We start from the raw sequence: 25,388 nt of genomic DNA, 5'->3' as shown, positions 1-25,388 counted from the left end.
AGGATAACCGATGAGCATGGGGTACCAGAGAAAGGAATATGTATCATTTTGCGCTTTGGTAACTGAGAATGACAAAGGGGGGAACACTGAAGCCTCGAGCTTGGAATTTTCTATCTCATAATATGTAGGCTTCTATAAAACCAGTAAGGCACAGGATGATGTGTTTTACTGGTTTAGAACCATGGTACTTCCAATTTAAAAGAAAAATTTACAGATTTTGAACGAAATGAAGAATCGCATCGTCTAATGGAGGAAGGAGGCGAAAAGGATGATATATGAATTAGAGCAGCGTGCTATACGCGGGGATCATAAAGCGATACTTTCCCTTATTGAAATGGATCAGGATATTTTGTATCGTCTGGCCATTACATATATGAAGAATGAGCAAGATGCTATGGACGTGATGCTATTTTAATGGTGATATTTCCGCGTCGCAGCAAAGTGTATCCGTAAAGATGAATCAGGATCATCAAGGTAAATTTTTAATGTTTTCTGCTGCAATAAAAGAAGATGGTACGCTGTGAGAGTCCAAAGGTATTTCGTTTTCACGAGATGAGCAATACGTAGTGGAAACGACACAATTTGAAGATTAAAATGGAAAGCCAAAAATATTTAAACTATTACGCCAATCCTATTGGGAAAAATATTGAACTGAATATTCCTTTGCAATAAAGTAAAGATGTTCAAAAAGGCTCTCCTTTTTGGGCATCTTTTTTTCATTCTTTCATTCTTTCATCATCAATGAAAAACCTCCATACCTTCTATTAAAGATCAAAGCTACCGAGAACCATAAAGTCGACAATAACGCCGCTTACAGGATTTTCAGACCCTAATACACTAATGCCTAATACCGTTACACCACTAATATTTGTCACATTTGCAGAGACATATTTTGCGGCAATATTCTTTTCTCTCATTTGTACTCTAGGTCTTAAATTAATCGATGCATTTGTGGAGTATACACTTGATACTGCGAAATCAATAGTTGATAATAAAGGATTGCCATTCGCTAATGCATTGTTTGTAACATAAAAGGTAGCGATCCCATTTGCGTCTGATGTAGCTTGTCCATAAATAATGCGCTTTTCTTTTTTTGGATTCGACTCACCAGCTTTAAATACATGTAATAGTGTTGGTGCGAGTTTAATTATTTCAATGCTCATAGTCATTCTCCTTCATTTAATATTTTAGTATCCATCCTATTCATGCAATGCTATTCTATGAACTTTTTATTCGTTTATTACTTTATTAGGGATGAGAAAAATGGATGTGATTTCTCCTTTAAGCAATTTAAGGGTCACTTGGGGATGTAGTGACCCTCCATCAAAAAATAAGGGGAAATACTAGCTTACTAATTACGTTTGTGTAACTAATTCTACCGCTTCGATTACTAAAGGCGTACCTGCAGTGAGTGTACCTGTAACGTCGTTAAAGGTTAACTCTGTTGCAGAAACTGTATAGGAGCCACCTTCCTGTAATACCCCATTAATATAGAAATTATAGTAGCCATTTGTGACTACTGGGAAAGCAGTAGCGGCATTTCCACTATCATCTAAAAAGGCAGTTGCAGCAATAGTCGTGCCATCAGTGACAGCTAAATTTGCTGCTAAAATATTAAAAAATTTAGTGGAAGTTCCTGTAACATTTACATGGATATTTATAATTGAAAGTGCCATTTTTTCACCTCCCTTCAAAAAAATAATCTTTAGTGAGTTGTTATACGAGTCAAAAAGTAGATTGTTTTCACACCAGAAAATGAAGGTTTTCAAGAAAATACAACTTATTATATTTCCACTAATAGTATATGAATTGAATATGGAGGATGGTTTGGCGATAGGTCTATTAAAGAAAATTTGATAGAGGATAAAGGGAGAGCGGCAGATACTCGACCAACACTACATTAATGTACTGATGGCAAGACATTCTTGGTCAGGAAATAAATATAATTCATAGGGAAATTAATTATGAAATAGAATAGTGCGAGGGAAAATGCTTGCTTTAACACTTAAGCAAGTCATGGATAATGATGAAATCAGTCGCTTAGTGTTGCTAGGGAAGACTAAACTTGTCATTTCTTGCGCTTACCCGGGAAATTATTTTTTATTTCCAAGCAAGATGCTTTTTGTAAGGGCAAGATCATGGAAAGAAAGAACAGTATACTAACAGGAAATAGACATATTCGTCTATTTCCTGTTCCATAGCTATTAATCTTGCTTTATGTTTGGCTTTTGGGATCGAGTGATATTGCTCGTAGCGGCACATTCTACAAGAGCAATGCACTTTACCTTTGCTCAATGTACCCCTTATAGGCATGTATTCATTTTCCCTTAACATAATATTTTGTAAAATAGCCCATTTCTTTTGAATCTTTCGCTCTCTTTGATGGCGAATATAGGCCCTTGATCGATTTTTCATCCATATCAGCTCCCTTGAGAAACCCAAGCTTGCAGAGAGGTCAAGGGATGTAGCAGCACTCCCTACAAGCTTGGTATGTCGCTGATAGTCCACATAAATCTTTTCATCTAATCAGTCCTTTTTACGAAAAGCCGCAGCATCATCGTACGTTACTTCTCAAAATAGTTTATGGTGGAGCTCATTCAACACAAAGTACTTTCATGCCCTTTTAATGTACCATTTTTGGTTATAAAAGAGTACTTTCTTTTCCAGATGGAGAATATAAGACAATCTTAGTCGCGAGACCAGAAAGTGAATTACACAAACCTTGGTGATTTTGAAGAGCTAAAATGAGAGGGTATGGCTCCCAAGGCTGAAAGACTAACTTCCATTATATTACATTTTTTAGGGAGCTACTGATTTGTTGCGGATAAGACTTCTAAGTGTCTTGAAACTGCAATACATAATAATTAGAAAAAATTTCAAATTTTGATTCGTTCAGGTCCATCTTTAATGAGATAATATTCCTTATAAGGGTGGTGTTTGGAAGCGTAAATTAAATAGATAGTGTCACTCCGATGTCATTTCCACAACATTCACGCTTGTGTCAAGTCACTGTTACAGAAATAAAAATGGTTTCATTCGAAGGGGAGATAATGTATGGGCGAAAAGGAGAATTCTTTAGAAGAAAAAAATAAGGAGGCTATAAAATTTTCAATTGTAATACCCGCGCATAATGAAGAACAGTACATTGGGAAATGCATAGAATCCATCTTAAAAGCTTCTAAACCATATGAAAATCAAGTTGAAATCATTGTTATCTTAAATCGATGTACGGATAAAACGGAGGAAATTGCAAGGTCGTATCATTGTATCGTATTAAAGAATGACGACAAGAACCTTTCTAAGATAAGGAACGCAGGTGTTGAAATAGCAAGAGGTGAAATCATTGTTACGATTGATGCAGATACACTGATGAATGATCATGTGTTGTCAAAGGTAGAGGAGTATTTAAGCTCAGGAAAGTACATTGGAGGCGGAGTTACAGGAAAGTTTGAAAGAATGTCCTTAGGAATTTTTGTTTCAGCATTGTTATTAATTGGCCCATTATTCTTTAAGTATGGAGCTATTTCTGTGGGGATTTTTTGGTGTTATAAAAAGGACTTTAAATTGATCAATGGTTTTAATGAAGAAATGCTTATGGCGGAAGATGCAGATTTCGCTAAACGATTAAAAGTGTTGGGCAAAAAGAGTGGGAAAAAATTTGGGACCATTCAAAATGGAATGATCACTTCAAGTAGGAAGTTTGATAAAAATGGAGATTGGATATTACTTAAACGTCCATCCATTATCTTAGCCTATCTGAAAGGAACAGATCGAAAGTATGCGGATGAAGCCTATTATGAAAATCAAGATAGATAAAGAAGGGTTCTTAAGCTAGATTTCAAGTATGAGAGATAAAAATAAAGAAACCATTGTGCCGTTAATCCTTATTCGATTAACGCTTTTTTTTACGTTTTATTGATTGATAGTGATATACCTATTACTAATAGAGGTGAAAAATGAGGGGATGTAGAATTCAACAGTAAATGTAAAGTTTTATGAAAGGAGAATGTAAATGACTACACCTAATAATCGTACGCCCATTAAAAACAGAATCGGTGCTGTATTTATTCCAGTTCGTAACTTAGAGAAGGCAATAGAATGGTACAGAAAAATACTTGGTTTGGAAGGAGGAGAAGAGCATTTTGGACATTTATTCGTGGCACCTATGGAAGGAACGGCAGGATTAATTTTAGATGCTATGCCAAAGTGGAGAAAAAAGGATGGGGATATTGCCACCTACCAAGTTCCATCCATTCAGCTTGTAACGGATGATCTCCAAGCTTCATATCAATTTATGAAGGAGCATCATGTTGAACTTGTGACAGAAATACAGGATGATTTTTATTTTGTGTTCAAAGATCTAGATGGGAATGTATTAATGATTTGTAAAAACACTTAGCACTTTATATAGGCAGCTATTTTTCTGGATAAAGCCAATCGTACTGAATAGTAAAGGGAGGAAAGTAGTACTATGAAAACAACTGAAAATTTTACAGATAAGGCTGAAATATATGCGCAATATCGTCCTAGTTACCCTAATGAATATATTGATTACTTGCTTTCAGCTAATCAACTTAAAGAAGAACAGATCGTGGCCGATATTGGTTCGGGTACGGGGATATTGAGTCGTCAGCTGCTGGAAAAAGGTATGAATGTTATAGGAGTAGAGCCAAATGATGACATGAGAAAGATGGCTGAGGAGTCATTAAGCATACATTCTCGTTTTAAATCAATAAAAGGAACTGCCGAAAACACTACTTTAAAAGGTAATAGCGTTGAGTTAGTAACAGTTGCACAGGCATTTCATTGGTTTGATAAAAAAGCATTTAAAATTGAATGCCAACGAATAGTAAGGGAAAAGGCTAATGTTGCTCTTGTGTGGAATAGCAGAGATTTAACTAGTCCGATTATTCAAGAGAATGCAGAAATTTGCCAAAGGACATGTTCAAATTTCAAAGGATTTAGCGGTGGAATGGAAGAAACCCAAGACGTTTTTAATAGCTTTTTTAAGGATGGGAAGTATGAGTTTAAAAAGTATCAAAATGATTTAGTATTTGATTATAAAGGTTTCTTGGGAAGGAATTTATCAGCATCGTATGCTCCCAAAAAACATGACGAAAAATATCAAGAATTCGTTTACTTACTGTCGGCGTTATTCGAAAAATACAGTAACAATGGAAAAATAGTTCTCCAAAATATAACGCGAAGCTATTTAGGTAATGTCTAAAAGAGTTGCTAAAATCAACCTAACCAGAAATGATTTTCATTTTTTTGATAGTCATAAAAACCCCCAATATTCAACTTTATAAAGTGAATATTGGGGTAATTCCACATGAATTACTTATTTTTTTCATTTTGAATACGACTGAAATCTACTTCCTCAGCGAACTCTTCTCTGTTTTCACGCTCTCTGTTAGCATTTTGATTTTGATTCTGTTGTTTTTTGTTGTCTTGAGTTTTATTATTCTTATGTTTATTATTACCCATGATCTTCTCACCTCCACCATTAGTGTGGGTGAAAGATGTTTTTTTATCCGCATAAAGTACAAATTGTGATGCTTCATAAGCTATGGATTGAGTAACATTTACTCGTTTGTCAAAAATAAAAAAAGTAGCCAAGGTGAAGCACCTTAAATTTAAAACAAAAAGACAGAGTTTAATCCACAAGCTCTGTAGATTAAATCTGCCTATTTGTTTTAATGACAACACTCATAGAGAAAGCAGTATTACTCTAAAAAGAGCTTCTCCAGACAGTCCTTGAACTTTTTTACAAGCTCTACTGTGCGTTTTACCAGATGGAAACTCGATCCTCTGGAGCTATATACATGCCATCTCCAGGTTTAATTCCATAGGTATCATAGAATTCCTGGAAGTTTACAATCGTGCGGTTTACTCGAACTTTATTGGCTGAATGTACATCGTTTTTGCTCAGCATTGCCGCAAATTCTTTTGTTGTTGTGGATTTCCACATTTCTGCATTACTTTCGAAATATGCTTTATAGTCTGGATTACTCATTTGTGATACAACTTGCAGTGAAGCGGCCATTCCACCTAAATCAGCGCCATTTTCGCTTAATGTAAGCTGACCGTCATTGAAAACACCAGGGATAATCTCAATGGCATTATAAAACTCAATCAGTTTCTGGTTTTTCTCTTCGAACTTTTTAAAGTCCTCTTCTGTCCACCAGTTATTGGCATTGCCATTTTCGTCGTATGCAGATCCGTTGTTATCAAATGCATGGCTGATTTCATGGCCAATAATCATGCCAATGGCACCATAATTTTCTTCAGGTTTAGCATTTATATCATAGAAAGGTGCTTGAAGAATACCAGCAGGGAACGTAATTTCATTATTAAGAGCGTTGTAAAAAGCATTTACCGTATATACGCTCGTTACCCATTGCGTTCTATCTACCGGTTTATCTAGCTTGGCTTTCGTGTTATCAATATAAGCTTTCGTTACTGTGAAGGTATTAGAGAATAGCGAACCACCTTCGTCATATGTTTTGATCGCTACTTTGTCTAATGTCGTATCCCATTTGTCCGGATAACCGATTTTAACAATCATCGTATCCAGTTTTTTAATGGCTTTAGCTTTTGTTGTTTCTGACATCCAATCAAGAGATTTGATTCTTTCCTCATACGTAGCAATTAACTGATCTACCATTTGTTCTACATCTTCTTTAGCCTTTGGGGAAAAATGTTGTTCGGCATACATTTGCTCCAAATAGCCGCTCATTGTGCTAGTTGTCTTAGCTACTGCGATTTCTTGATCTGTTTTTTCTCCTGTAACTCCGTATAATGTTGCGGCAAACTCATTAGCAGCATCTCCGAATTCATCTGACAATAGACCGCCAGTTGCCATAAGAAGTTGTACTTTAGAGTAGGCTTTAAGCACATTAAGATTAGTGTCAGTTAAGAGCTCTGCGCCTTTTTGTGCCAGCTTCACATCAAATACGATTACTTTATCAACACTGTCAACTTTCATCGACTTCAAAACTTGTTTCATATCTACGGTTTTGAACATGTCATCGAATTGTTCGATTGAATATGGATTATAGTATTTAGTAACGTCGCCTTGTTCATGAGGATCAAGGGATACGGAAGCTAAGGCTTTTTCCATTTCGTAAATTTTCTCGGCAAGTGCTATTGCAGTAGACTCTTTCTCGCCTGACACGACTAAAAGCTTAGTCATATATTGAATATAGGCCTTTTTCGCATTAGCGTCTGCACTTACAAAACTGTTCTTATCTAAACCAGTAGCTAATCCAGTGTAATACAGAGCATTTTTACTGCTATTCTTTGCATCGTTCATGATGGCAAAGCCAAATAGTGAGCTTAGACCCAATTCTTTCTCTAGGGTAAGATCTGCTTGCACAAGATCATCAAGGGTTGTAGCATCGTCAATTGCCTTTACATATTTTTGAATAGGCTCAATCCCTTGTTTATTTCTATTGCTTGTATCCAATGCCGTCGAATAGAAGTCGGCAATCTTCTGTTCTTTCGTTCCTTCTGCAAATTGTTTGCCAGAAAGCTCAGTAATTATTTTTTCTATTTTATCTGTATTCTGTTTTTGAAGCTCAGGAAAACCACCGCCCATGATTTCTCCTACTGGAATTGTCGATTTATTTAACCATTTTTTATTGATTGCTTCATAAAAATCGTCATGTAAGTGGGAGCCTTTAAGTGTCCATATTCTGGCGATCAGATTTTGGAACTCATCAATCGTAATAGGGTCATTTGCGCCTAATTTGCCGTCAGGGTTGCCCGTCAGTACGCCTGCTTTAGTCAGATTATCGATATCTTTTTTAGCCCAAGTAGGTACATCAGTGTACTTAACTCCAAATGTGCCACTGCGAAGATCATTGCCAACAGGCTCTGGCAATTTGCCGAACGCTCTGCTCAACATAACTAAAGCTTCAACTTTCTTGGCTGGTTCATTTTCTCGTAAATCCTTGTTTTTTGAGCCTTGTATAATCGCTTCTTTATTTAGCCCTGATTGATATGCATCTGCTGCTACCAATAAGGTTTTAACAAGCTCTCCTCTTGTCGCTGGTGGGGATTTTTCATCGGCATACACCGCTACACTTACTGATAGGACCATTGTAATGGCCATGAGTAAGGATAAAAACTTCTTTTTCATCTTCGTGCTCCTTCATAGTGGATTTGTATAAATAAAGGTAATTGGGTAGATTTTAGAATTTCTACCATTTTTCCATTGTAGTTGATTTTTTTTTGTTTGAAAATATGTTAGGAGCTTTTTCATTTCAAGAGAGCATTATCTAGCTAATTTTGCGCAAATAGAGCGGAGAAAGTTCACCTCCTATTGAAAATCTTACTATAAGAGCGAATGATAAGGTTCAAATAATAATGCACTGAGATATATCGATGAAATAAATTGTTAAGATTTTATTTTATACGAATAGTAATAATTCTATGCTCAGTTGAAGGTTTCATATACTTCTAAATGGGTAGTATTACAGTGTTTGTTTACCAAAGAGGTCTTATAGAGAAATTTGCATGAAAAAATCCATTTGACGTTTCGTACTATTTTTCGTATTATATGGAGGAAAAGAATGCCCGGACTTAAACGGGAGAGGTTCATAGCTGATACCCTCTATAAAAAACTATGGAAACATGACACTATGCCATGTCCATATTGGACGTGGCTTTTTTTTATGTTTAGACGTATGTTTGAATAGATGAATGGGTGAAGCCTCTCTTGAAAAGTGTTGGGAAACATTTAACAAGGAGGTTTTTTTATGTCTAGTCGAAGCTATGAAGAAGGACTAAAGGATTTAACATTATTAGGTAATCAAGGAACGAAATATTCATTTGAGTATGCCCCTGAGGTATTGGAGGCAGTGGATAATCTTCATTCCAATCGGGATTATTTCGTCAAGTTTAATTGTCCTGAGTTCACTAGTTTATGCCCGCTTACCAATCAGCCTGATTTTGCAACGATGTACATTTCGTACATTCCGGACAAAAAAATTGTTGAAAGTAAATCACTAAAGTTGTACTTATTCAGCTTTAGAAATCACGGTGATTTCCATGAGGATTGCGTTAATATCATTATGAATGACTTAATTACATTACTGGACCCACGATATATCGAGGTTTGGGGGAAATTTACTCCACGTGGGGGGATTTCAATTGATCCGTGGTGTAACTATGGGAAGTCAGGAACTAAATACGAGGAAATCGCAAGTTATCGTTTAATGAACCACGATCTTAATCCGGAAAAAATTGATAATCGATAAATGAAAATTGGTAAGTCCAATTAAAAAAGAGGTTTTTAGCTACCCTCTTAAAAAAACTAAGGGGAAGGCAGCACTTTTTCTTAGAGTGCTGTTTTTTCAATCAAAGGGAGTTTTTATGGATGAAACAGGAAAAAGCAATTGTTGTATTTAGTGGAGGTCAGGACAGTACAACTTGTTTGTTCTGGGCAAAAGAACGTTTTGCAGAGATTGAGGCAGTCACTTTTGATTATGGTCAAAGACATCGTCTAGAAATTGATTGTGCGAAGCTGATAGCAGAGGAGCTCGGTCTCAAACACCATATTCTTGATATGTCTCTCCTAAATCAGCTCGCTCCGAATGCATTAACACGACAAGACATTAAGGTGGAAGACGGTGAAAATGGTGAGCTTCCATCGACGTTTGTACCTGGACGGAATCTTCTTTTTCTTTCATTCGCGGGCGTTTTAGCGAGCCAGGTAGGAGCTAAACATATCGTAACTGGTGTGTGCGAAACGGATTTTAGCGGATATCCGGATTGCCGAGACGTTTTTATTAAGTCTTTGAATGTAACGTTAAATTTATCGATGGATCATTCCTTTGTAATTGATACACCGCTGATGTGGCTGAATAAAGCACAGACATGGGAGCTTGCTGATCAGTTTGGGGCACTAGAATTTGTTCGGGAGAGAACATTGACTTGCTATAACGGTGTAATAGCAGATGGTTGTGGGGGATGCCCAGCTTGTATACTGCGAAAAAAAGGGCTTGATGAGTATTTAAGCAATAGGAAGGAGTTTTAGACATGTTAGATTTTAAAATTGTCGATAAGCTCCAAAAAATTGGTGAAGATATTCAGAGCAATCAATTGAACTATCATGCTAAGCGTGTACTTGTAAGCAAAGAATTTACCTTCGATGCTGCTCATCATTTACATCAATATGAGGGGAAATGCAAAAATTTACACGGTCATACGTATCGTGTCGTATTGGGACTGAGTGGATATACAGATGAACGTGGCTTGATGATTGATTTTGGCGATATTAAAAAAATATGGAAACAAAAAATCGACATTCATTTGGATCATCGTTATTTAAACGAAACGCTTCCACCTATGAATACGACAGCAGAAAATATCGTTGTTTGGATATACGAAAAATTGGTAGAGGCCTTGCATGAAGAACAAAGAGAAAACGGTGCGTGCGTAGAGTTTATCAGGCTTTATGAAACTCCGACAAGCTATGCAGAAGCAAGACGGGAGTGGATGGAGCTTGAGTAAGGTACCTGTTATCGAGATATTTGGACCGACAATTCAAGGTGAAGGAATGGTAGTTGGCCAAAAGACCATGTTTGTAAGGACGGCGGGCTGTGATTATTCCTGTTCTTGGTGTGATTCTGCATTTACTTGGAACGGGAGCGGAAAACATCTTATCGTTCAAATGACAGCGGAAGAGATTTGGTCTGAGTTGAAGCGCCTTGGAGGTCATGGCTTTTCGTTTGTTACGATTTCAGGGGGTAATCCTGCCCTTTATCCCAATTTAGAAGCACTAATTGCCATTTTAAAAGAAAACGACATAAAGATCGGAGTGGAAACACAGGGCAGTAGGTGGCAAAACTGGATGTCTGACATTGATGAATTGACAATTTCACCAAAGCCACCTAGTTCAGGAATGACCACTGACCATTCGGTGCTCGCTGATATTTTAGACAAACTTAAAAGGCAAAATAGCAAGCACAATATTTCACTCAAAATAGTCGTTTTTAATCAACTAGATTACGATTTTGCCAAACAAATTCATCATCTATTTCCAATGATTCCTTTTTATCTGCAAGTCGGAAATGATAATCTCACAACGATTGACAATTCACGATTAATAAACGATTTATTAGAAAAATATCATGCATTGATTGATAAAGTGATGAAAGATGATGAATTAAAAGATGTCAAAGTATTGCCACAGCTACATGCCCTTGTATGGGGAAATAAAAGAGGTGTATAGTGTGCCAATACAAAATGTCCATACATTTATTGGAGGAGTAGTAGGTTGAGAATTTTATTTTATTTATTATCGATTGTCATCGCTAATGTGGTAACGGCGGCATTTGCGCCATTGCAGTTTGGGATGTTCATTGTTCCAATGGGAACACTTTTAATTGGGGCGACCTTTATTTTTCGGGACCTAGTGCAAAATAAATATGGACGAGCAAAGACGTATATATTTATTAGTGCAGCTTTAATTTTATCAGCAGTCGTGTCATTCATACTGGGGGATACACTTTTAATTGTGGTAGCATCGGCTGTCTCATTTGTTGTCGCTGAAACAGCTGATACTGAAATCTATACTCGATTGAAATTACCAATGGCTTGGCGAGTGTTATACAGTGGAATCGTTGGCGGCTTTCTAGATTCTGCAATTTTCGTTGTCCTTGGTTTAAGTCCACTTGGAGCTAATATATTACCCTGGGAAGCAGTACCAGCCGCTATTTTAGGACAAATTATTGTGAAGACGATTATACAAATGTTCGGTGCCTTAATTCTTGGTCAAGTGGGAGCAATAAAAGAAAAACGTCTTATTTCGGGCTGATTTTTTGTAGTAGAGGGCTACTCGCGTCTTATCGGAAAAGTGAGTAGCCTGCATTGAGTAAGTTATATGACATTGATTTTTCCATTTTTATGCCAAATCCAACTCAAGTATGCTATGATTTTCTCTATAGATAGAAAAGATAGGGGGATTTTTGGTTTTGAATAAATATAATAGTGCTGATATTATTTTTAGTTTATTTTCTATTTTAGGACTGCTATTTTACATAATTCCGATTGTTTTTATTATTTGGTTTGCTATTAGTACGACTAAGCAACTTAAAAGACAAACAAAATTATTAGAAGAAATTAAAGAAAGTATAAAAAAATAACAAGAAACTATCAAGGGACTTGAAGTCGAAATCACTGCAAGTCCTTTAGTTATGCTTGTCAACACGTAGTAAAATGTACTGTCCTAAAAAATATAACAAAAAACAGGTACTCTTATGAGACCTGTATTTTTTAAGAATGGTAATCGCTATGAACTAGGGGATGGAATAAAGGGTTTAGTCACATTAGTGTTCATAGCGATTCCCCCCTTACAAGACATATCATTTACTTATTTTGTAAATTTTATACCATGCAACTAAGATTATTATGGTTGTACATAGACTATCGCTCTCCATTTTTGTTTAGTACAAACATGGTAACTATGCATACCGCACTTATAGGTAGTTTGTTAAAAAATTGTAGAGGTTGATATAATATTCTATGGATGAACACGCATACTAACAAAAAACTAGGTACTCCACAAAGAGAGCACCTAGTTTTTATTATGAAAAAAGGAAGGGTCACTTGGGATGGAGTAACCCTAGTAACAATTCGGAGGTGTAAGGCTAATTTAGCTTTACACTATTAAGTATATGTTAGGTACGCTATCGTTAAATAGTTAATTGCCTGAAAGATCATAAAAAGAAACTCCTGAATAGTTTCAGTTATAAATTGAAACTATACGGATAGAAATGGTAACATGGAAATAACTTTAGGTAGAGGGGGAGAAGGCTTGTGAAAAAAAGATCTATACGTTTTTTAAGCATGGGCATTGGATTCTCCACGGCTGTTTTTTTCTAGAATAGTTGATGAAGGGATAAGTCTGTCCTTTTTTAGAAAAAAAACCTAAAGGAGATTCAACATGAAATCAAAACTAGTGCGTAAAAATCCAATGCAGGCACCTCAACCTGTCGGGAAATATAGTCATGTCACAATTATTCCAAAAGATGCGACAATGTATGCTTTTTCAGGTCAAATTGGTTTGGACCAAGATGATCAATTACCACAGACATTATGGGAACAAATTATAAATACTTTTCAACATATTGAAACAATTTTAGCTTCAGAGGAAATGGATGCCACTCACGTTGTAAAGGTCAATATTTGGGCTACGGAGGAAATAGATTGGGATCATTTCTACGAGCAATGGGAAGGTATGTTTGGCGAATCCTATCCATCCATGACCATAGCCTACGTATCGGCACTAGGTTTACCAGAAATTAAAATAGAGCTTGAAATTTGGGCGGCTAAATAATTTGATACTTCGTAATTATCGTTTATTACCTTAAACGTTTATTTTTACGAGGATGATTGGAACGAAGGGCGGTCCTGTTGGCGGAAAGTGTCCACCAGTAGTGACAATCACTTGCTTAACTTTATCATTGTACAATTTAAAGACGACAATATCAGTTGAATATTGTCGTCTTTTTTCGTCCATAGCCATCATTATCGGAACATTTTTTTTAATTGCTTCATTTCATAATTTAAATCGTCAATTTGTTTTTGCAGTTTATCCATATCATTATTTTTAGTTTCGTTTTCCTTTAACTCATCTTCCAAAGCAAGACCTGCTGCAATGGTCGCTAGCGCATCACCTAGTGTGGTGATGGCTCCCGCAATAACAGCCAGCTTAGCTGCTTGACTCACTGATTCAGTTCCTTCACTATTCCGATAGCCTTTGTTATTTTTCATACAATCCTCCCTGCAAAAAAGGGTATTATTTACATAGTATGCATGCTGTAAGAGACAGGTGCAGAACAACAAAGATGAATAGCAGTCAAAAAAAGGTCACTTATTGAAAAATAAGTGACCAAATAAAATGGGGATGTGTATCTTGCTGAAGATATGAGCAAAGATGGAAAGCGAGTAGGGTACATTACCAATATATGACGTTTCACTTTAGGTTAATAGGTATATATCCTTGGCTAAGAATCTTTTCTTTTTCTTAGGGGAGGGACTGTCCAATAGGTCCCCATTCGCCACAGCCACTCCATTGGTCCGAAGCGGAAATAGTGTAGCCATAGCTTACTACAAATCAATTGGAAAATATAAATACCTAGACAAATCCATAGTGACTCAATGTATCGAAGTTGCCCGATTAGTTGGAATGTATGACCAATGATTAAAATGAGTGCTGTCTGCCCTAAATAATTTGTTAAAGCCATGCGTCCATAAGCCTTTAATGGTGATAATAGTTGTTGGAATAGTGCACTCTGTAGACATAGGATAATGGCTCCCATGTAAAACGCTGAAACAAACGGACTAAACTGTAATCCAATTAACGCAAATTGCTCCATATTCGTTATATGCTCTTCCAGCTGAATTTTGGATAATTGATCGATATTCACATTGGCTGTAGGGACATACTGCCATTGATACAACCAGCTACCTATGCTAACAAGGAACATGACAATTGTCGCTAGCAGGATTTTTTTTCGATGTAGTCGGGTATTTTCAAATAGGCGATATTGGCCAGCAGCTAAACCTAGTAAAATTAGTGGGAAAGGCATGAGAATTTTCATTCCAAAATAAGCTGTAAGGGCTAATAGGAGGAGCCCAATTAATAAATTAATTTCTTTCCGCACTTTATAAAATGGTAAAGCTAAAAAGCCAAAGATGGCATAGACAGTTAAAGCTTCTCCTGGTTGAAAAAAGAAATGAATAATACCCATTAGTAATAAGATCAGAAGTCTGCGACTAAATAAAACATAGGCTCTATCGTTTCTAGCCATTGCACGGGAAAGAAAAAGATAAAATCCGATTCCAAATAAAAATGAAAATATAATGAAAAATTTACCTTCTATAAAAAGTGTAAGAAATTGACTATAGGCAATATCACTAGCTAATTGAGGTGGTGCAATCCACATCAATGCAGGGATATTCACTAAAATAATACCTAGTAAGGCAAATCCTCTTAAGTAATCTAATGTATCAATACGTTTGTTATTGTCGGTTGGTTGCAATGTTATCTCCTCCTTACAACCAAGTATAAAGACATTTCCTAAAAATTAGTAACGATGAATGTTACGTGAATCTTACAAAATCGTCATATTGGAATTAGCTGTCCAGAGGGTATGTCGCTAATATGGTTTGCGCATGTTTCCGCAAAAGCTGAATTAATTCAGTGGGTTCTTGGACAATCGCATCTGGACCTAGGCGATAAAAAAAGGAGCTAATAAAGTGAATCTCTCCTTGATCAATCATCATATCGATATAGCCAGTTCCATTGCTATTAGTAACCAATGCCTGTTCAAAGTTTGGCTCACTTCTACACTGTCTTACACCTTCTCTTGTTAATTCTACTTGTAAGCGTATTGGCTGCTGAGGTTCATGGGGACTCTCTAGCCATTGTTGTAAATGAACAGTTGTCTTATAGCCTTTATCGCTTACATTCATTGAATGAATGCGATCGACTCGAAATAGAAGGGTTTTTTCTGTTTGTAAATGAATGGCAGGCATATACCATAGGCCGTCATGCGCATACACCCCAATAGGATGGACATGCTTAGTGGTGATGCCTGATTTTGATTCATATTGAATGTCTAATTGTGAATGGTTAATAATCGCTTCTAATACGTCTGATAATAGTGGTGTAGATATAGAGCGTTTAGGGTTCCAAAAGGCCATATAGGATTGCAAACTATCTACCTTTTTTTGAGCATCCTTCTGCAAGGATTCATATAGTTTTTGTGACACAGACTTCATTTCCGTATTAAAAGGTAAATCACGATAATAGTGCAACGATTGGAACGCAAAGAAAATAGCGACCGCTTCTTCCTCTGTAAATAAAAGAGGGGGAAGTATTGCACTTGAAAGCACAGTATATCCTCCATTTCTTCCTTGCTCCGCATAAATTGGTAGCCCCATATCACTTAAATCTAACAGATAGCGATGTACAGTTCGTACCGAAATGTTGAAGGCATCGGCAATTTCCTGAGCTGTAAATTGCTTTTTAGCGCTGACAAATAACAAAATATCAATTAATCGTTTAGCTTTGGACATATTTTTTCACCTTTTTTATTTAATCATGTCAATAGTTGTCATGTTTTTTGTTTAGTATAGACGTTGTACAGAAGATTTTCAAAAGAAGAGGAGCTGACATAATGTCACGAGAAATAGTGGTATTTATCGGAATAAGTTTAGATGGGTTTATAGCGAAAGAAAATGATGATTTACAGTGGCTGGAAGAAACAGAGGGAGAAGGGGATAATGGCTATACGGATATGTATCAAACCATTGATACCGTTATAATGGGAAAACGAACATATGATTATATCTTGGAACATATTGATACATTCCCATATCCTGATAAGAAATGTTATGTGTTCAGCAAATCTCAAACGGGAAAAGATGAGCATGTGGAGTTTGTTCAAGGGGATGTGGTGGCGTTTACTAAGAAATTAAAACAACAACCAGGCGCAAAAATTTGGATGGTTGGTGGTGCTGATATATTGGATGCTTTTTTACAGGAGCAGTTGGTTGATGAATGGATCATCACTATTACCCCACATTTATTAGGGTCAGGTGTTCCATTATTTAAACAGCCCCGACCTTTTGAAGATTTAAAACTGCTTGAGACAAAGCGATACGGTCAAATGGTTCAAATGCATTACAAGGTGAAGAAAGAAGTGTAAGATACTATGGATTAAAAGGAAAGGATAGATGATGTAAATCTATCCTTTTTTTCATGGATCATTTATATAAATGTAAGAAGTCTTATGTAGCCATTCACCTTACGCTAAACCGACAAGACAAAGGAGCGGTAAATATCACCCATGATTCCTTGCATTTGATGAACACCTGAATCCGTGTTAGACATTACAACAAAGCCTTTTTCTAAATAGGGGTAAGCAACTAGCATGCACTGATAGCCAACACCCCAGCCTAATGAGGAAATTTCAACCTGTTCACCAAGGCCATCTAGAAATACGCCAAGCCCTACAGATTCATTACAACCTTGTGCATGCATGAGTTGATGCATGGTAGGAGCTGTCAGACCTAGTTTTCCTTTTCCTTTAAGTGTTTGCATCATATCAATTAACAACTTAGCCAAATCCGAGGGTGTCGTCCAAATGCCACATGCTGCATCATAAGGATACAACGGGTGGCTTGGTATCGTTCTAGTGCCATCCCTATGGTGGCCACTTGCAGTATGAGCTACTGGGAGTGAAGATGAAAAAAAGCTATGATGCATGGCTAATGGTTGAAAAATTAGGTCGTCCATGAGAGAGGAAAATGGTGTGTTTGTGACGTCCTCAATAAGCAATTGAATGATGCAATACCCTGCATCAGAATAATGAAATTTTTGATTAGGTTCAAGTGTGCTAACAATTGGACTCTGGCAATAAGGCGTTGAACCTTGTAATAAATCCTTCATAGATGGCCATTGAGCCAAAGAATGTAGGGGAGGAAAGCTATCTGCTGGATCAACAATACCAGATTGATGACTTAATAAGCTCCGTATTGTTACCTTTTTTGTCCGAGTATGCTCACTCTCTAGCAGCTTCCAAGAGAGAAGATTACGATTAATATCCTCATCTAAGTCGATTTTTCCTTGCTCTGCTAGCTTTAGCACTAAAATGCTTGTCAATAATTTACTCATCGAACAGGCATTAAAAATGGTTTCCTCATTTACATAATCGAATGATCCAATTTCTAAAACTCCAAGGCATTCAGTTCTTTGAATCTCTCCATGTTCAATAAAAGCAAGACTAAGCCCTGTAATTTGCTTCTGCACCATATGGTCATAAATTGTCAGCATATAATATGCACTCCTAGTTTTTCTTGTATTATACTCAGGGGGAATGTACGTTCTTATTTATAGTGAGCGTACATGAACAATCATGGAGGGGCTCTGTGCATGAAATTCATGTTTTTGCCATGTACCATATAGGTGTACCAAATCAAAGCCATTTTGCTGTAATAGTCTCGTCATTTCCAGTGGGTATGTATAGCGCAGTAAAATGAAATCCTCATAGATTTTTCCACCTTGTTGATGGACGGCATGGCACGTTAAAATTTGCGTGACAGGGTTATATTCCTCACGATGGAAGGTGATTCGTTGTTCACCATTGCTAGTGACCGTTTGTTCCTCATACTTATCAATGACTGAAAGCTCACTTAAAATTGTATTTCTTGTATCGAAAAGAAACTCGCCTCCTGGCTGTAAATGCTTTTTAACAGATTGCAATAAGGCATTTTGACTGTCATTCGTTAAAAAATGTTGAAAGGAATTGCCGGTCATATACATAAATTTTGTGGTGATAGGCAATTGTAGCTGTGTACAATCTTGTACGATAAATTGCACTTCTACATTTTGTTTTTGTGCTTTTTCGATAGCATGCTGAATCATCCCTTCATGAAGGTCTATCCCAAAGACAGGAATTCCATGAGTTGCTAATGGAATAGCAATTCGGCCAGTGCCACAGGCTAATTCAATAATGGGGTCTTTTTTCGTACCAAGATAGCGTTGAATATAGTGAAGGTCGTCTTGATAGTTGGCATAGAGAGCGTCATAATCAGATGGATTATTATAAGTCTGTAAATTATTTTCGAAATTGTGTGGCTTCATCTTGTCCTCCTATTTTCTATTATGAAGGTTATTGTATAATAAAGGGAAAAATTCTACAAAGATACATGAGAGGTGTTGCTACAATGGCAATGGAAATTCCGCAAAAAATACATATTATTGGCTCTGTTGGTAGTGGGAAAACGACATTAGCACGATCATTATCCAAAACTCTTCACCTTCCTTTTCATGAATTAGACAATGTCGTTTGGATTCGCAAACCATCAGGGGATATGAGAAGGACGGAGCAAGAAAGGCAGGAATATCTACAAAGTATTATCCAAACGGATGGGTGGATTATTGAAGGAATTCATCAAGAGGAATGGGTGACACAAAGCTTCCAGCAAGCGGATTGTATCATCTTTTTGGATACGCCTTATAAAATTCGTACTGCTCGAATTATTAAGAGATTTTTAAAACAAAAAATAGGGATTGAAAAAGCCCATTATGAGCCAACCTTTTCGATTTTTTTTAAAATGTTTAGATGGAATAAACGTTTTGAGGAGGTGGGGAAGCCTAATTTTTTTAACAATCAAGAAGACATAGTAGATAAACTAGTAGTCGTTCGGCATAAAAAGGATGTAGAAAATTATTTTCGTCAACCAATAAAAAGCGTATCCCGATGAATGGATACGCTTCTTGTTTAGGCATTTTTCTTCGTGCGTGTTGTACGCTTTCTTGTCGTAGGTTTTTTCGTTTTATCTAAGGATGCCTGTAGCGCTGTCATTAAATCTGTGACATTGTCAGGAACTGGTCGTTGCTGATCACTAGTGGCTACCATATTGGTTGCTTTTTTCTCTTCGATTAATTCCAGCAATGCATTGCGGTAGTCATCAGTATATTTCTCTGGGTTAAATGTAGTGGTTAATTGATCGACAAGCATTAGAGCTGTCTCTAATTCCTTTGGTACAACGTCTTGCTCGCTTGGAACATTCGGGACATCACCCACACTTCGTACTTCATCAGGATAATGAATGGTCTCCATCACGAGGGCATTTTGATACACTCGCACGACCGCAAGCTGCTCTTTTGAACGAATAATGATTTTAGCAATGCCAATTTTACCTGACTGCTCTAACGTTTTGCGCAATAACGAATAGGCTTTAGCACCAGTAGAATCAGGGGATAGGAAATAGGTGCGTTCAAAATATATCGGATCGATTTCCGTTAATTGTACAAAATCGATAATTTCTACGGCTTTCTCTTCATTTTCTTTTCGTAGGCTCTCTAAATCATCTTGATCCAGTACGACAAATTTATTTTTTGTATATTCATATGCTTTTACAATATCCTCATCTTTTACTTCCTGATTGCAGCCCTCGCAAACCTTTTTATAGCTAATTGGTGTATGGCATTCCTTATGGAGCTGACGCAGCTTAATATCTTTATTTTCCGTAGCGGCATGAAGCTTTACTGGGATATTGACAAGTCCAAAGGAAATGCTTCCTTTCCATACTGTATGCATATAATTGTCACCTCGTTTTTCTTACTATGATATATTTTGCAGTTTTTTATGTATCGTAAATCGAAATCGTCAAACACTGTAGATAAAAAGCAAGGTAGGTATTGTGTCATGAAACCAATGCTTTTAACGGAAGCAAATGAAATTCCATTAGGGGATGACTGGCTTTATGAAACGAAATATGATGGCTTTCGATGCCTCTTACTATGGGATGAACAACCGATGCTTATTAGTAGAAATGGACGCAATTTAAATCATTCGTTCCCGGAAATTATAGAGTATTGTCACCAAATATATGCCTCAATAAAAGCATTTTTACCACTCACCTTTGATGGGGAGCTAGTGTATTTAAGCAATTCATATAAAAGTGAATTTTCAGTTGTTCAACAAAGAGGGAGAATGCAAAATCAAGATGTCATTGCCAAGCATGCACAAGCTTTCCCGATGCGGCTTCTAGTGTTTGATGTTTTAACGTTGAAAGGGGAAGCATTCAGCAATCGTTATTTAAAAACTCGTAAAGAGCAATTGGCGAAGCTAGCAGCAAAGGTAAAGCTTCCAAATGTAGATTATGAAGACAGAAGAGCCATACAAATGGTGCAGGCAAGTGAGGAAAGTAAAATTTTATGGCAGGCCATCAAGGTCTACAATGGGGAAGGGATGGTGGCAAAGAAAAGAACAAGTAAATGGCTGGATAACACACGTTCAAGCCATTGGTTGAAAATTAAAAACTGGCGTTATGTGACGGTTATTGTGACGCAATATGATCATAGTAATGGTTATTTTCAAGGTTCGATTTATGACGAAGGACATTTACGAGAGGTCGTTACATTTAAACATGGCATGAAGGAGGAAGAGCATCAAACCCTCGTTGCTTTTTTCCAGGCTCAAGGGCAACGTATGAAAGAATTATGGGAGCTAGAGCCCTCTATATGTGTGGATATTGCCTGCATAGATTTTGATGGTAGTAAGCTCCGCGAGCCAAAATTTCATGCCTTTCGATTGGAATTATCACCAGATAGTTGTCAATGGCAGCATATGCAGCGTCAGCTGTTTCCTATTCCTGAAACAGTTCCCATTACACATCCCGACAAACCTGTATGGCCAGAAATAGGTGTGACAAAGGATCATTATTTATCGTACCTACAAAGTGTTTCGCCATACTTGTTACCATTTCTTCTAGATCGACCATTAACAGTAATACGCTATCCACATGGTGTGCCAGGGGAAAGCTTTTATCAAAAGAGTAGACCAGATAAACTACCTAACTTTGTAGCCACAGCGATGATGGATGAGATTGATTATATTGTCTGTAATAATCTTGAAACATTGTTATGGCTGGGCAATCAATTGGCATTAGAATTACACATTCCATTCCAAACACGACAAACCATGTATCCGACAGAGATTGTCTTTGATTTAGATCCTCCTACAACGGACCATTTTTCTTTTGCGATTGCAGGTGCACTAGATTTAAAAAAAATTATTGATTACTTTCAGCTACAATCATTTGTCAAAACTTCGGGCGGGAAAGGCTTACAGCTCTATATCCCGTTACCCGCAAACAAATTTACCTATGAGGAAGTTCGTGTCTTTACTGAATTTGTTTGTCGTTTTTTATGCCAGCAAAAGCCACATCTATATACGATTGAGCGCTTAAAAAAGAATCGTCATAATAAATTATATTTAGACTATGTCCAGCATGCTGAAGGCAAGACAATTATTGCCCCATATTCCACTCGTGGAAATGAATTAGGCTTAGTTGCAACGCCACTTCATTGGGAAGAGGTAAATGATGACTTAAAACCTTCTTACTTTACGATTCCTGCTGTTATGGAGCGAATGAAGAAAATCACTAATCCCTTTAAATACTTTCGAGAAGTAGGAGAACAACAGGATTTTCAAGCGGTTTTAGAGCGTATGAAAGAGTAAATGCTCTATTTTGAAAGCGTATTTTCATCCATATTAAAAAAGGAGATGCTTGAGACATCTCCTTTAAAGTGGTACCTGTGCTTTCACTTTTTCTAAATAATCCAATATTCCCATCGATGACACAATCGTATCGAAAGGGATGGTTTGATAGACGGGGTGATCTGGCGGTATATCATTTGCTTGTAAATAGCTAAATAAAAGCTTTTTTAAGCGAGCATCTAAATAGTGAACTTGTTCCTGAAACTGGCTGGATGCTGCTTGTGCTTTACGGCCTTCTTCTAAGAAGAGAGGTGTCCAATAGCGTACTTGACGGTATGCCTCAGGTGGATTTTTATAAGCCCCATAATGACCAAAATATAATTCACTTGCCTGTAGCTTTTCGTACAATTGAATGGAGTTTTCCATCGTTTCAGGATTGTACTGGTTTGGGGAAGTGGAAGGTATGATTAAATCAATTGCTTCACCGTCCATTTCTGGGTAACGTACACCCGTTGTATCCCCCACAAAAAGGCCGTTAGTAGCGGAATAAAGCATAGAAACATGATGCTTTGCATGACCTTCTGTATGATAAAACGTTAAATGATGCTGTCCTAAATGGAGTTGTTGTTCATGGCTTACTTCAATAATTCGTGCTGCATCAATGGGCACAATCGGATCAAAAAGACGGTCAAATTCGGTCCCATACACTCCTTTCGCGCTGGAAATAAGCCTGCTCGGATCAATCATATGTGCCGACCCTCTAGGGTGAACGACTAATTTTGCATGAGGACAGTTTTGTAAAAATAAGCCTGCTCCACCAGCATGGTCCAAATGGATATGTGTCACAATGACATAATGAATATCCTCTAAAGCAATATTTAATTCCTTCAATACTTCCATGATGTAAGGAACGGATGGACTAGCAGATGTTTCGATTAAGGTTATTTTTTCATCAATTAATAGGTAGGAGCTTGTTCGCTGTTCCCTATTTAAATCATGTGTATCAATACAATAAAAATTTGCGGCGATTTGTTGGACTCTACTCAAATGAATTTCCCCCTTTAATTTCGAAAATGTGAAACATATGCTCTAAAAGGCAAATTTTAGCTACAAAAAGTAGTAGTTATACTATATAATAATAGAAAGTTAAACTGAATGTCCATTCATTTTTAGGGGGAGCGTTATGGAGAACAAAATTCGTTATGATACAAGGAAGGTGCACCGAGTTAATTTGGCAATAATATCGATTTTAGCCATTCTTATTTGTGGACCTATGATCCTATCAAAAGGAATACTATTTTTATTTGTCGGACTAGCTGTCATCGCTTTAGCAGTGTGTAATTATTTCTTGCCGATTAAAACATATGTGAAGGGATTTATCTTTGGTCTTATTCCTTCAAGCGTAGTGTTTACTTTATTTTTACTAGATAGTTTTTCATTGAATAAGCATTATATTTTGCTGTGCACCATTGCTATTATCGCCCTTTATTTTAAGAAGGAATTAATCGTGTTTTTTGGAATACTGACTAATGTTAGTTTTTTCATTTTATATATGGTCAACTCGTCATCTTTGTTAGGGCCGTTTGACGACATCATTGTTTTCGTCACACTTCTAGCAATTATGAACGGTGTCATTATTGCTTTTTTCTTATTAGCTAAATGGGGCAATGAGCTAATTAAACATGCAGAAATTCAGCAAAATGAAGTCCAAGCTTCCTTCAATCAATTACAAAATACATTTCGGGAAATAGAGAAAAGTAGTCAGGCATTGGACGAGCATGTGACACAATTCCAACAAACTATGCAAAGTATTTCAGGCTCTAGTAAACAAATATTGGTAGCGACTGAGGATATTTCTGCAAGTATTCAGCAAGAGGCTTCTAGCTTACATATGATTCATGGCACTATGAGTGATTCTGTTCATTTTGTAAATGAAACTTTGACGATTTCCAAAGACACAGTGGTGAAATCTACTGAACTTCAGCAAGAGGTTTTAGCAGGATGGGCTAAAATGCAAGACGCAATGGCTCAAATGGGCGTGATGAGTCATGCGATGAGTTCAACCGCAGAAACCGTCAACGAGCTTCAAAATAGTTTACAAACAGTGGATAGCTTGTTGCAGGGGATCACACATATTGCACAGCAGACAAATTTATTGGCACTCAATGCAGCCATTGAAGCGGCTAGGGCTGGGGAGCATGGGAAGGGGTTTGCTATTGTAGCGGAAGAGGTGCGAAAGCTAGCTGAGGAAAGTGCAGCCATTACAGTCAATATTACGAATGTGACGAAAACCTTATTTGAGAAATCGACGGAGGCTCATCAACGTTCTGATGATGGTGAAAAAGCATTGAAGCACGGGGAACAGCTTTTACAGGATGTCAGTTATTTCTTTAATATTTTAAAGGATTCATTTACGCAAACGAACACAGATTTGACGAGAGGTATGCACGAATTAAGCAGTGCCATCTCACAGTTTGAGGCAATTCAAATGCAAATTGAAAGACTGAATAGAATGACAGAGCAAAATGCTTCATCAACAGGTGATATATTGCTTTCTGTGGAGGACGAAAATCAGCTCTTATTGAAGATGACGGATACGACAAATCGCATTCAGGCTTTAAGTGATACATTAAAATCATTGGTCATGGCAAAGATTTGAGGGAAATATTGAAATTGAAATAATTGGTAGGGTAAAATAACAGTATGATTAAACATCTTAGATCGAGGGTATAGTGTTGTTATTCATCTGAGATATCCGAATGACAATTTAAACTCATATACATTGGTAGTGTGTTTTCTATAATGCTGACCAATTAAAAGGTGAAGTCGAAGGGGAGGAAGTATACCATGAATATTCGTAGTTTACAGAGTGCAGATTATTACACGTTATCGCCAGTGATTAATGAGTGGTGGGGCGGAAGGAATATGTCAGATAAACTGCCTAAATTATTTTTCGATCACTTTACGAACACAAGCCTGATTATGGAAAAGGATGGCGAGATTATTGGTTTTCTTGTCGGCTTTTTATCGCAATCCAACACAAATGAAGCGTTCATTCATTTTGTAGGGGTTCACCCTGATTTTAGAAAACAGAATATTGCAAAAAGGTTGTATGATGTATTTTTCCATGTGGTGAAACAGTATCATCGTAATATCGTTAAGTGTGTGACATCACCTATAAACGAAGTGTCCATTGCCTTTCACACAAATATGGGGTTCAGAATGGAGAAGGGTGACAAGGTGATGGATAATATGTCTATCCATAGTGGTTATGGCGGGGAAAATCAAGACCGTGTGTTATTTTATAAAATTCTACCGTAATTTACGGTACTAAACTTGCATATAGTCCCGAATAAGGGG

27 protein-coding genes and 1 riboswitch are annotated in these 25,388 nt (G+C 37.0%); of the genes, 16 read left to right on the top strand and 11 right to left on the bottom strand.

From position 1 onward, the window contains the following. Positions 1–268: 268 nt before the first annotated feature. Positions 269–415 (top strand): hypothetical protein, encoded by a 147-nt coding sequence (locus PI85_RS24100; protein ID WP_235318528.1) that lies wholly within the window; start codon positions 269–271, stop codon positions 413–415. A gap of 349 nt (positions 416–764) precedes the next feature. On the opposite strand, the gene PI85_RS22055 is transcribed toward PI85_RS24100, so the two are convergent. Then, positions 765–1,163: a hypothetical protein gene (locus PI85_RS22055; protein WP_036126342.1), complete on the bottom strand. Its 399-nt coding sequence runs from the start codon at positions 1,161–1,163 to the stop codon at positions 765–767. 192 nt (positions 1,164–1,355) lie between these two features. Then, on the bottom strand, positions 1,356–1,676 hold the full coding sequence (locus tag PI85_RS22050; protein WP_036126339.1) for a DUF4183 domain-containing protein: 321 nt from the start codon (positions 1,674–1,676) through the stop codon (positions 1,356–1,358). 1,378 nt (positions 1,677–3,054) lie between these two features. Between PI85_RS22050 and PI85_RS22040 the strand changes: the two genes are divergently transcribed. From PI85_RS22040 to PI85_RS22030, 3 genes are all read left to right on the top strand, one after another. After that, complete coding sequence (locus tag PI85_RS22040; RefSeq protein WP_036126338.1) at positions 3,055–3,816, top strand: glycosyltransferase; 762 nt, start codon at positions 3,055–3,057, stop codon at positions 3,814–3,816. A 196-nt stretch (positions 3,817–4,012) separates the two neighbouring features. Then, positions 4,013–4,399 carry a VOC family protein gene (locus PI85_RS22035; RefSeq protein ID WP_036126335.1) on the top strand — a complete coding sequence of 129 codons (387 nt, stop codon included), beginning with the start codon at positions 4,013–4,015 and terminating at the stop codon, positions 4,397–4,399. Positions 4,400–4,471: 72 nt separating this feature from the next. After that, entirely contained in the window at positions 4,472–5,227 is a 756-nt protein-coding gene (locus tag PI85_RS22030) for a class I SAM-dependent methyltransferase (protein ID WP_036126333.1), read from the top strand. Positions 5,228–5,337: 110 nt separating this feature from the next. On the opposite strand, the gene PI85_RS24550 is transcribed toward PI85_RS22030, so the two are convergent. Further along, the gene (locus PI85_RS24550) at positions 5,338–5,619 is read right to left on the bottom strand and encodes a hypothetical protein (protein ID WP_036126330.1); all 282 of its coding nucleotides are present in this window, start codon (positions 5,617–5,619) and stop codon (positions 5,338–5,340) included. 169 nt (positions 5,620–5,788) lie between these two features. Beyond that, complete coding sequence (locus PI85_RS22020) at positions 5,789–8,143, bottom strand: M13-type metalloendopeptidase (RefSeq protein ID WP_036126327.1); 2,355 nt, start codon at positions 8,141–8,143, stop codon at positions 5,789–5,791. A gap of 447 nt (positions 8,144–8,590) precedes the next feature. Further along, positions 8,591–8,637: riboswitch (PreQ1 riboswitch) on the top strand. A gap of 125 nt (positions 8,638–8,762) precedes the next feature. On the opposite strand from PI85_RS22020, the gene queF reads away from it, so the two are divergent. The 7 genes from queF (at position 8,763) to PI85_RS21990 (ending at position 13,345) form a co-directional block, all read left to right on the top strand. Then, entirely contained in the window at positions 8,763–9,263 is a 501-nt protein-coding gene (gene queF / locus PI85_RS22015) for a preQ(1) synthase (RefSeq protein WP_036126325.1), read from the top strand. 119 nt (positions 9,264–9,382) lie between these two features. Next, the gene (gene queC, locus PI85_RS22010; protein WP_036126322.1) at positions 9,383–10,042 is read left to right on the top strand and encodes a 7-cyano-7-deazaguanine synthase QueC; all 660 of its coding nucleotides are present in this window, start codon (positions 9,383–9,385) and stop codon (positions 10,040–10,042) included. A gap of 2 nt (positions 10,043–10,044) precedes the next feature. Further along, complete coding sequence (gene queD / locus PI85_RS22005) at positions 10,045–10,518, top strand: 6-carboxytetrahydropterin synthase QueD (RefSeq protein WP_036126320.1); 474 nt, start codon at positions 10,045–10,047, stop codon at positions 10,516–10,518. Beyond that, positions 10,511–11,239, top strand: coding sequence for a 7-carboxy-7-deazaguanine synthase QueE (gene queE / locus PI85_RS22000; protein WP_036126318.1), 729 nt, complete (start codon positions 10,511–10,513; stop codon positions 11,237–11,239). Before queD ends, queE begins: the two co-directional genes overlap by 8 nt. A gap of 45 nt (positions 11,240–11,284) precedes the next feature. Then, positions 11,285–11,824 (top strand): VUT family protein, encoded by a 540-nt coding sequence (locus PI85_RS21995; RefSeq protein WP_036126316.1) that lies wholly within the window; start codon positions 11,285–11,287, stop codon positions 11,822–11,824. 157 nt (positions 11,825–11,981) lie between these two features. After that, entirely contained in the window at positions 11,982–12,152 is a 171-nt protein-coding gene (locus PI85_RS24545; protein ID WP_162482993.1) for a hypothetical protein, read from the top strand. An 800-nt stretch (positions 12,153–12,952) separates the two neighbouring features. Then, positions 12,953–13,345, top strand: coding sequence for a RidA family protein (locus PI85_RS21990; RefSeq protein WP_036126314.1), 393 nt, complete (start codon positions 12,953–12,955; stop codon positions 13,343–13,345). A gap of 191 nt (positions 13,346–13,536) precedes the next feature. Here the strand turns inward: PI85_RS21990 and PI85_RS21985 are convergent, their stop codons facing one another. The 3 genes from PI85_RS21985 to PI85_RS21975 form a co-directional block, all read right to left on the bottom strand. Then, positions 13,537–13,782, bottom strand: a complete 246-nt coding sequence (locus PI85_RS21985) for a hypothetical protein (RefSeq protein ID WP_036126311.1) — start codon at positions 13,780–13,782, stop codon at positions 13,537–13,539. 233 nt (positions 13,783–14,015) lie between these two features. Continuing rightward, on the bottom strand, positions 14,016–15,053 hold the full coding sequence (locus PI85_RS21980; protein WP_039392468.1) for a DUF418 domain-containing protein: 1,038 nt from the start codon (positions 15,051–15,053) through the stop codon (positions 14,016–14,018). 94 nt (positions 15,054–15,147) lie between these two features. Next, positions 15,148–16,092 carry a YafY family protein gene (locus PI85_RS21975; RefSeq protein WP_036126307.1) on the bottom strand — a complete coding sequence of 315 codons (945 nt, stop codon included), beginning with the start codon at positions 16,090–16,092 and terminating at the stop codon, positions 15,148–15,150. A 101-nt stretch (positions 16,093–16,193) separates the two neighbouring features. Here PI85_RS21975 and PI85_RS21970 point away from each other — a divergent pair, with 101 nt between their 5' ends. Further along, positions 16,194–16,724, top strand: coding sequence for a dihydrofolate reductase family protein (locus PI85_RS21970; RefSeq protein WP_036126305.1), 531 nt, complete (start codon positions 16,194–16,196; stop codon positions 16,722–16,724). A gap of 104 nt (positions 16,725–16,828) precedes the next feature. Here the strand turns inward: PI85_RS21970 and PI85_RS21965 are convergent, their stop codons facing one another. Together PI85_RS21965 and PI85_RS21960 are read right to left on the bottom strand one after the other, a co-directional pair. Further along, positions 16,829–17,851: a serine hydrolase gene (locus PI85_RS21965; protein ID WP_200886592.1), complete on the bottom strand. Its 1,023-nt coding sequence runs from the start codon at positions 17,849–17,851 to the stop codon at positions 16,829–16,831. 57 nt (positions 17,852–17,908) lie between these two features. Beyond that, positions 17,909–18,661, bottom strand: coding sequence for a bifunctional 2-polyprenyl-6-hydroxyphenol methylase/3-demethylubiquinol 3-O-methyltransferase UbiG (locus PI85_RS21960; RefSeq protein ID WP_036126303.1), 753 nt, complete (start codon positions 18,659–18,661; stop codon positions 17,909–17,911). Between the two features lie 83 nt (positions 18,662–18,744). Here PI85_RS21960 and PI85_RS21955 point away from each other — a divergent pair, with 83 nt between their 5' ends. Then, positions 18,745–19,284, top strand: coding sequence for an AAA family ATPase (locus PI85_RS21955; RefSeq protein WP_036126301.1), 540 nt, complete (start codon positions 18,745–18,747; stop codon positions 19,282–19,284). Positions 19,285–19,301: 17 nt separating this feature from the next. Here PI85_RS21955 and PI85_RS21950 read toward each other — a convergent pair whose 3' ends face one another. Beyond that, entirely contained in the window at positions 19,302–20,123 is an 822-nt protein-coding gene (locus tag PI85_RS21950) for a Ku protein (RefSeq protein ID WP_008177468.1), read from the bottom strand. A gap of 108 nt (positions 20,124–20,231) precedes the next feature. On the opposite strand from PI85_RS21950, the gene PI85_RS21945 reads away from it, so the two are divergent. Beyond that, positions 20,232–22,049 carry a DNA ligase D gene (locus PI85_RS21945; protein WP_036126299.1) on the top strand — a complete coding sequence of 606 codons (1,818 nt, stop codon included), beginning with the start codon at positions 20,232–20,234 and terminating at the stop codon, positions 22,047–22,049. A 63-nt stretch (positions 22,050–22,112) separates the two neighbouring features. Here the strand turns inward: PI85_RS21945 and PI85_RS21940 are convergent, their stop codons facing one another. Further along, complete coding sequence (locus PI85_RS21940; protein ID WP_039392467.1) at positions 22,113–23,075, bottom strand: MBL fold metallo-hydrolase; 963 nt, start codon at positions 23,073–23,075, stop codon at positions 22,113–22,115. 136 nt (positions 23,076–23,211) lie between these two features. Here PI85_RS21940 and PI85_RS21935 point away from each other — a divergent pair, with 136 nt between their 5' ends. After that, positions 23,212–24,687, top strand: coding sequence for a methyl-accepting chemotaxis protein (locus PI85_RS21935; protein WP_036126297.1), 1,476 nt, complete (start codon positions 23,212–23,214; stop codon positions 24,685–24,687). A gap of 188 nt (positions 24,688–24,875) precedes the next feature. Then, positions 24,876–25,349 carry a GNAT family N-acetyltransferase gene (locus tag PI85_RS21930; RefSeq protein WP_036126295.1) on the top strand — a complete coding sequence of 158 codons (474 nt, stop codon included), beginning with the start codon at positions 24,876–24,878 and terminating at the stop codon, positions 25,347–25,349. Positions 25,350–25,388 lie beyond the last annotated feature (39 nt).

It is taken from the genome of Lysinibacillus sp. A1, assembly GCF_000801965.1.
In the GTDB taxonomy this organism is placed as follows: Bacteria; Bacillota; Bacilli; order Bacillales_A; family Planococcaceae; genus Lysinibacillus; species Lysinibacillus fusiformis.
Note: the sequence above shows the minus strand (reverse complement) of the source record. Positions and strands in the feature narration are given on the sequence as shown.

Bases quoted from the DNA above. Each gene is read 5' to 3' on its own strand.
- PI85_RS24100 (WP_235318528.1), top strand. From the start codon at position 269: ATGATATATGAATTAGAGCAGCGTGCTATACGCGGGGATCATAAAGCG.
- PI85_RS22055 (WP_036126342.1), bottom strand. From the start codon at position 1,163: ATGAGCATTGAAATAATTAAACTCGCACCAACACTATTACATGTATTT.
- PI85_RS22050 (WP_036126339.1), bottom strand. From the start codon at position 1,676: ATGGCACTTTCAATTATAAATATCCATGTAAATGTTACAGGAACTTCC.
- PI85_RS22040 (WP_036126338.1), top strand. From the start codon at position 3,055: ATGGGCGAAAAGGAGAATTCTTTAGAAGAAAAAAATAAGGAGGCTATA.
- PI85_RS22035 (WP_036126335.1), top strand. From the start codon at position 4,013: ATGACTACACCTAATAATCGTACGCCCATTAAAAACAGAATCGGTGCT.
- PI85_RS22030 (WP_036126333.1), top strand. From the start codon at position 4,472: ATGAAAACAACTGAAAATTTTACAGATAAGGCTGAAATATATGCGCAA.
- PI85_RS22020 (WP_036126327.1), bottom strand. From the start codon at position 8,143: ATGAAAAAGAAGTTTTTATCCTTACTCATGGCCATTACAATGGTCCTA.
- queF (WP_036126325.1), top strand. From the start codon at position 8,763: ATGTCTAGTCGAAGCTATGAAGAAGGACTAAAGGATTTAACATTATTA.
- queC (WP_036126322.1), top strand. From the start codon at position 9,383: ATGAAACAGGAAAAAGCAATTGTTGTATTTAGTGGAGGTCAGGACAGT.
- queD (WP_036126320.1), top strand. From the start codon at position 10,045: ATGTTAGATTTTAAAATTGTCGATAAGCTCCAAAAAATTGGTGAAGAT.
- PI85_RS21990 (WP_036126314.1), top strand. From the start codon at position 12,953: ATGAAATCAAAACTAGTGCGTAAAAATCCAATGCAGGCACCTCAACCT.
- PI85_RS21985 (WP_036126311.1), bottom strand. From the start codon at position 13,782: ATGAAAAATAACAAAGGCTATCGGAATAGTGAAGGAACTGAATCAGTG.
- PI85_RS21975 (WP_036126307.1), bottom strand. From the start codon at position 16,092: ATGTCCAAAGCTAAACGATTAATTGATATTTTGTTATTTGTCAGCGCT.
- PI85_RS21970 (WP_036126305.1), top strand. From the start codon at position 16,194: ATGTCACGAGAAATAGTGGTATTTATCGGAATAAGTTTAGATGGGTTT.
- PI85_RS21965 (WP_200886592.1), bottom strand. From the start codon at position 17,851: ATGCTGACAATTTATGACCATATGGTGCAGAAGCAAATTACAGGGCTT.
- PI85_RS21960 (WP_036126303.1), bottom strand. From the start codon at position 18,661: ATGAAGCCACACAATTTCGAAAATAATTTACAGACTTATAATAATCCA.
- PI85_RS21955 (WP_036126301.1), top strand. From the start codon at position 18,745: ATGGCAATGGAAATTCCGCAAAAAATACATATTATTGGCTCTGTTGGT.
- PI85_RS21950 (WP_008177468.1), bottom strand. From the start codon at position 20,123: ATGCATACAGTATGGAAAGGAAGCATTTCCTTTGGACTTGTCAATATC.
- PI85_RS21945 (WP_036126299.1), top strand. From the start codon at position 20,232: ATGAAACCAATGCTTTTAACGGAAGCAAATGAAATTCCATTAGGGGAT.
- PI85_RS21935 (WP_036126297.1), top strand. From the start codon at position 23,212: ATGGAGAACAAAATTCGTTATGATACAAGGAAGGTGCACCGAGTTAAT.
- PI85_RS21930 (WP_036126295.1), top strand. From the start codon at position 24,876: ATGAATATTCGTAGTTTACAGAGTGCAGATTATTACACGTTATCGCCA.